Origin of the sequence: Nostocoides jenkinsii Ben 74 (assembly GCF_001046875.1) — a bacterium.
Classification (GTDB): domain Bacteria; phylum Actinomycetota; class Actinomycetes; order Actinomycetales; family Dermatophilaceae; genus Nostocoides_A; species Nostocoides_A jenkinsii.
In genome coordinates this window covers 3,497,654-3,504,425 of record NZ_HF571038.1, presented here as the reverse complement: position 1 = coordinate 3,504,425, position 6,772 = coordinate 3,497,654, and the positions used below count along the sequence as shown (strand labels likewise).

4 protein-coding genes are annotated in these 6,772 nt (G+C 66.0%); all 4 read right to left on the bottom strand.

Annotated features, from left to right (window positions below; genetic code table 11):
• Positions 1-1,859: transglutaminaseTgpA domain-containing protein (locus BN13_RS16670; RefSeq protein WP_048548301.1), on the bottom strand; the 1,859-nt coding region annotated here is incomplete at its 3' end.
• Positions 1,860-1,933: 74 nt separating this feature from the next.
• Positions 1,934-3,250, bottom strand: a complete 1,317-nt coding sequence (locus BN13_RS16665) for a DUF58 domain-containing protein (RefSeq protein WP_048548299.1) — start codon at positions 3,248-3,250, stop codon at positions 1,934-1,936.
• Positions 3,219-4,184: an AAA family ATPase gene (locus BN13_RS16660; protein WP_235434099.1), complete on the bottom strand. Its 966-nt coding sequence runs from the start codon at positions 4,182-4,184 to the stop codon at positions 3,219-3,221. Before BN13_RS16660 ends, BN13_RS16665 begins: the two co-directional genes overlap by 32 nt.
• Before the next feature lie 17 nt (positions 4,185-4,201).
• The gene (locus tag BN13_RS16655; RefSeq protein WP_162199992.1) at positions 4,202-6,175 is read right to left on the bottom strand and encodes a fibronectin type III domain-containing protein; all 1,974 of its coding nucleotides are present in this window, start codon (positions 6,173-6,175) and stop codon (positions 4,202-4,204) included.
• Positions 6,176-6,772: the final 597 nt, after the last annotated feature.

The following is a 6,772-nucleotide window of genomic DNA, read 5'->3' as shown; positions in this document are numbered from 1 at the left end:
GCGGCCAGCCCGCCAAGTGGCGGCCCGAGAATGCGCGATCCGGCGGTCACCCACGCAGGGACGCTGAACCAATCTCCCGCACCGCTGCCTCCCGGGGTCGAGCCACCCGTGCGCCCACTGGCACGCAAGGCGGCGGGATCGACCTCGGACAGGGAATCGATAGACCCCGGTGCGCCCTTCGCTGGAGCGGGCGGGATCGCGTCCCGGCTCGGCGGCGTGGCCGGCTGCTCCGGCAGGTCGGCTGGAGTCCGTCCGAAATCCGGCATGAAGAGCTTGTTGGGCACCGCGAACCACTCGCCGGAATCGGCCTGGAGTTCCACCCACGCCCGCATGCTCGCGCCCGTCACGCGCCCGTCCTTGGGAACGAGGGCCCCGAGCACCACGCGCGCCGGAACCTGCATCTCGTTAGCCATGAGCGCGTATGCCGCGGCGTACTGCTCGTCGCTGCCCACCATCCGATCCCCTCCGGCGAGCAGGTCGCTGATCCGACCCTTGCCGTGGCCGGGCCACAGCGCCCTGTTGGCAGTGGTTCCGTCGTCGTACGCGCCGCTTTGCAGCACTTTGGCTACTGCTTGCAGCTGCTGCCACGGCGTGCCACCCGTCTCGCCGACGAAGGAGTCGACCGCGTCGGAGACGAACGCGACGCTCTCCGCCGAGACCGGTGGAGTGCCCGCAGGCTGAATTCCGTCGCGGGGGATGTCGCGCACCGCGGCGCCCGTCACGGTCACCACGTCGCCCGGCTGCAATCGTGCGGGGACCAAACCCTGCCCCGTCACGGTGTTGTAGCGCAATGATTCCCTCAGCAGCGCCGCCCGAGGACCATCGAAATGGACCGACGTCCACGGACCCACGCCGGGGACCCACACCGCGAGCTCCGGCAGGGTGACCGCATCGGGGGCTAGGACGACGCGCGCCGTCTCAATGACATCGGAACCCGATCCGTCGGTCCGGATGGTGCGTCCGACCTTCTGGAACACCCCGCCGGAATCGACGACGCCACTGCCGGCGCTCCATACGGAACCGGTGTAGTAGTCGAGCACCGCAATTCTCAGCCGGCTGTCGGGGGGAAGCCCGGTGACCGTCATAAGTTCACGGTCGTAATAGAGACCTGCGTGCCGCCCAAACTTGCGGAAGGCCAGCAGGGGCGAGGCGTACTGATTCACGTCGAAAGGGGGATCGATGACATTGCGCGCGACGAACCGATCCGGCGCAACCCCAGGCAGATGAGGGCCTGCGACCCAGCCCACAAGTCCGGCGACCACGAGCAACGCCGCAGCCAATGCCCCCTGTTGCGCCACCCCGGCTCCCGTGCCCACGATGCGCAAATGACGCCGACGGCGCAGGGACGCCCACACGACAATGGCCGCGGCAATCGTGAGCGAGGTCAGGGCGGGATGCCACGCGTCACGGGCGCCGAGGACAACGGTGAGCACAGCAGTGGCTACCGCCGGCAGGGCTGCCTGCCATGGGCCGGCGGACGACCGCGCGATCACGTAGCCCGCTGCCGAACCCACCAGTCCCAGGAGGAACGGAAGGGCGACCAAGCTCGATGACGCGTCGACAGGCGGCATCGTCGTCAGGAGTTGCTTCCATCCCGTGATACCTACACGAAGCCAGGGCAGTCGTCCTGCCGCCTCGTCGGCACCAGAGCGAGCGGCGATGAATGCCCCCGCGGCATACGCCACGAGGAGGAGGGGCACAAGGAGCCAGGTTCGTCTCAACCATAGGGAGAGATAGGCGCAGGCAAGACCGATCGCGGCTCCGATTCCACCAGCGGCGAGGAAGCTTGGCCCGTCGAAGGTCGTCATCCAGGGAAGGAGGGCAAGGATCGCGAGACTACCGGCAAAGGCGAGGTCCATGGACTCGTGTCGTTGGCTCGTGCTCGCGCCTCGCGTCCGCGACGCGAAGACTGACCGGCTGAGTTCGAGTGCCGTCACTGTGGTGCCCCTGCCGCGAGCGCCCGTGGCAGATCGGCGAGATCGCCGAGCGTGACCAGCACGCGGCCGACCGATCGTTGACGGGCCAACTCCGCACCCGGCACGACCTGCATCATCACGACGTTGACCCGCGTGGAAAACACCCCGGCGGCCTGCGTGACGGCGTCCATCGCCGCGCGGGACCCCGTCACGATGATGACCGTGCTCATGTTGGGTGAGCACCGTGCCAATCGAGCTGCAACGAGGTCGATGCGCTGGTCCCCCAACTCGACGCGGGCATAGAGGTCCATGGCCACATGGCCCTTGGCGTAGGTGAGCACCAAGGAACCGCTCGCTTGAGAAAGGTCGACCTTGTCGCGCACCGCCCGCTGGGCCAATGAGGCGGCCACTTGCACAGCAACCTCGAATTCGCCGTCATCGGCGTAGGCACCGCGGGAGGCGTCCAGGATGATGCCGGCGTGCGTGCGCCGAGTGTCGAGGAACTGCCGCACCATCAAGGATGTCGACCCACTAAGACTGGACCGGGTCGCCGTAGCGCCCCAGTGGATGTGCCGCTGGTCATCCCCCGGGACGTATTCGCGCAGGGCCTGGAACGCCAGGTCGCTTAAGGACGTGTCGTTGGTCGTGCGGCCTTCGAGGTCGCGCAGAACGCCGGTGCCGAACGCATCAACGAACACCGTCGGCGGGTGGACGATGAAGTCGACCGTGCCCGTCCACGAGAGGACGCGCCGGATGAGCCCGAGCGGATCACCGCGCAAGGTCGTGATGGGCCCGATGGGATAGATGCCGCGGCGCTGTGAGGGCAACATCACCACGTCGTCATGCTCGGCTCCCGGCCGAAGTCCCGGCACGAGAAATCGGGCGGAGGTGTCACCGCAGGGCAGTTCGAGCGGGACAGGCAGCAACCTACCGCTGCCAGTGTTGCGCACACGGACCTCGGCGACGGCCACGTCACCGGCGGTGACCCGGGTGGGATGCACGCGCAGACCGACGTCAATGCGCGTTCGGCCGATCGTGAACATACAGGCCAGCAGGAACAACGCGAGAAGGGCCGCGGCGACGAACGCGAACTCTGTCCACCCAAAAAGCGCCGCCAGCAGCCACGACCCGACGCTCGCCCCCAGGACCATCCAGCCCAGTGGTGACACACATCGCACAGCCCGAGAGACCGGCTCGAGCCGGGGCTGGGCCGCCAGCCATCGCTCCTGCGCGGCGGAGCGCACCTCACCCACGCGAGCAGTCAAGGCGTTGCGTCGCGGTATGCCGCGCTCGCGCTGGGGATCACCCGGCGCGGTAGGCGGGCGCCGCGACATCGTTCATCAGTTCGTCGATAACGCTGGCGATCTGCACTCCGGTGAATTGAGCCTCGTCACTGAGCAGGATGCGGTGCGCCAAGACGGGATGCGCGAGGTCGTTGATGTCCTCGGGGACGACATAGCCGCGCCCCTGAGAGACCGCCCAAACTTTTGCACAGCGGATGAAGGCGAGCCCGCCCCGCACGCTGAGCCCCAGCGAGACGTTGGGGTGACGTCGAGACTCCTCGGACAGTCGGGCCACATAACTCAAGATCGCGGCATCGACATGAACGCCGGTGACCATCGCTGTCATCTGATCGACGGCCTCCGCGGCAATGACCGGCTCGACTGCAGCGCTGCGGTCGCGGTTCTCGGCGTCCGCGAGCAGAGCCACCGTGATGTCATACGCGGGATACCCGATCGAGGTCTTCATCAGGAAGCGATCGAGCTGTGCTTCGGGAAGTCGGTAGGTGCCCGCCTGCTCGATGGGGTTCTGGGTAGCGATCACCATGAACGGGGAGCCGACCGTATGCCCGACACCATCAGCCGTGACGCGCCCCTCCTCCATGACCTCCAAGAGAGCTGACTGCGTCTTGGGCGACGCCCGATTGATCTCATCCGCCAGCACGATGGTGGCAAAGATCGGGCCCTTCCGGAAGGAGAAGCGCTGATCGCGCTGGTCATAGACCATTACCCCCGTGATGTCGGTGGGCAAGAGGTCCGGGGTGAACTGAATCCGGCTATGCGTGCCCCGAATCGAATTGGCCAGCGCCTTGGCCAATTGGGTCTTGCCCGTTCCGGGATTGTCCTCTAGGAGCAGGTGCCCGCCAGCAAAGAGGCAGGTCAGCGTCAGCCGGACAACATGGCTTTTCCCACGCACACCGATCTCGATATTGTCCGCCACGCGGCCGAAGGTGGTGGCGAACCACTGGACTTCCTCATTCCTGATCATCGTTACTCCTGTCATAATCAAAGTGATCCGCTAATATCGCCGTAAATCTCGTCTTTACATACGATCGTGATGTTGTTGCCATCGAAGAGACCGAGCGAATAGGGAGACGATATCGCCGTGAATAACTTCTCAAAGGGGGTCGTGTCGATCGGATCCTGATAGGTCACTTGGCATTCGGGCGTCGAGGGGCTGAAGTCAGTCAACTCAACGCTGATCGATTGACACGGGGACAATTCATTCGGACACCCAGTCGCAGGCGTGGACAGGACCGTCACCTTAGGCGCGCGCGGCGGTGGCTCTATCGTCATCGTGACAGGCACCGCGTTGAGTTGCGTAACTCCATCGTCCAGCAAGCCAGTAACGCTTATGGAGTTGCCATAGCCGACGAAGACCTTGATCGTTTCGGTCTGGAAGGAACCCAGTTTGCTCTGAGCAGAGGCCTCGCCTCCGGGGTTGCCCGTGACGAAAAGGGTCGTGCCCTCGCGACCATTCGCCTCTCCCGAGATCGAGAACAGGGCGTACTCACCGTCCTGTTCAACCGATATCGTCGGGGCCGATATTGGGCCATACGACTCGACCGTCTGCGCATCGCTGTACGAGCATTGGTCCGGAGCAGTGCAATTCCTCAGAACAATTTCGGTCGGTGTGCCATTGGCCGACAGCGTTAGCGTCAATGTGCCCCAACCCCCTTCCGCCGGGATCGGGGCCCAGCCCTGGTCTTTCTTTCCCACTCGGGCCGTCACGGTTCCCTCACCGCCATTGGTTGCGCCGGCCTGAAAAGTGGCGGTGACCGTTTTGTTGTCCCCGGTGGGTTCCACGCTCACGCTGATGAAGGGCTCGGGGGTCCCTGCGTCCACATAGGGAGCCGAGGCCACTTCCGCGGACTGGCCCACGGTGGTCTCGGCGCGAACATAAAACGTGTAGTTCGATCCGTCGTTGGACATGGCGACGACGCAGGACGTTGCGCTGGTGTCGCAGGACCGCCCGGATGGCTCACTGCGCACGTGATAGACGACCGTGCCGGGGCCATTCGGTGGCACCGCTGTCCAGGCCAGGGTCACGCTGGCGGAGCCGCGCGTCTGTCCGACCCAGACCGGGGCGTCCGGCGGACCGGCGGACTGGCCGTCCACGCAGATCTCCGGCCCGTCGCCGGCCTCGTTCACGGCCCGCACGCAGACCGTTGTCACCTGGTTGTTATCCAAGCCAGAAATGCGCGTGCCGGTCGAGGATGCGGCCGGGGTCGCGTGGTTGGACGGCCAGGTGACGTAGTAGCTATCCACCTTTCCACCCGAGGACGGTCCACGCCAACTGACGTCGAGCCACCCGTCACCCGAGGCCTCGATCGCGACGCCGTTCATGGCATCCGGGCGGACGAGCACCGTGATCGGCTCGGACGGGGCCGACAGGTCGCTCGCGCCTGCCTCATTGACGGCCCGCACTCGGAAGCTCACGCTCTTATCGGTCGGCAAGCCTTTGATCGTGCACGGTGACGCGACGCACTCCTGTGTGTGCGGACCCCCCTCCACGACGAAATGCTCGATCGGAGAACCATTGGCGGCGCCGGGGCTCCAGCTCAGGTCGACGGTTCCGTTGACCGCCGAGGCGCTAGCTCGGACGTTCGTCGGCGGTTCGGGGACGCCGAAGACGTCGAGGGAGATCAGTGACCGCGCACGACGCGTGTCGGGGGCACCCGGCGAGTCACTGACCTCAAGGTCGAACTCGGCCAGGCCGACCGCCTTGTCGCCCGGGCGGAACGTGATGCGCGTGCCGTCGACCGTGGCGGCGACGTCACTACTGCCGCGAGCAGTGAGATTAGTGATCCCGATTTGCGGCTTGCGCAGCTGACTCGACACATAGTCCGCCACATCCACGACGACGGGCTGCCCACCACGCACGTGATCCAACCGGATCGGTGACACAACCGGCGGGGCCACCGACTCTGCCGAAATCTGCAGAACGGCGCTCGACTTCGTTCCGTCGGCCGTGACCATCAGGCGACCGGTCGTGGCACGCACGGCGGCGCCCGCCTCCAGCGCCACGGTCGAAGTTCCGCCTCCGCTGATCCTCACATCCGCTACCTCGGCGCCCGGCTCCCAATGTGCGGTGTAGGTCTGCTTCGCCAAGGCCGCCGGGTCCGCATTCCAGACGTGACACAACTGCGTGATCGGCAGCGTCAGCGGGTCTCCGCCGGCCGGGAGGACAAGAGGCTCGGTGGGACAGCGCATCAGGGGGCCGGGCTCTCCCACCTGAACCGGGATGCTCACCCAACGCGGGCGGTCAGTTGCCTTCTCACTGCCATCCACAACCCGAGCCACAACAGCGGCGGGCCCGAGAGTCTTGCCCGCCTTGATCTCGAATCGACCGAGCCCACCTGTAGAGGTCGCGACAGAGTCGATGATGGCGTTCGGCGACCAGGCGAGGCTACGCGGATTGGCCAAGGTCACCGGGCGTCCCTCTGGGGACTTCACGACGTTGCCGACAGCGACGGTCGCGGACCCGCCGGGATCCACCTGAATCAGCGTTCCGGACGGGACGTACGGTCCACCCGCTCCAGCGGCGGGAACATACAGCATGCCTGCGGACCGAGC

Excerpts from the sequence above, each read along its gene's own strand:
- BN13_RS16655 (WP_162199992.1), bottom strand. The coding sequence starts at position 6,175 with ATGGTCACGGCCGACGGAACGAAGTCGAGCGCCGTTCTGCAGATTTCG.
- BN13_RS16660 (WP_235434099.1), bottom strand. The coding sequence starts at position 4,184 with ATGATCAGGAATGAGGAAGTCCAGTGGTTCGCCACCACCTTCGGCCGC.
- BN13_RS16665 (WP_048548299.1), bottom strand. The coding sequence starts at position 3,250 with ATGTCGCGGCGCCCGCCTACCGCGCCGGGTGATCCCCAGCGCGAGCGC.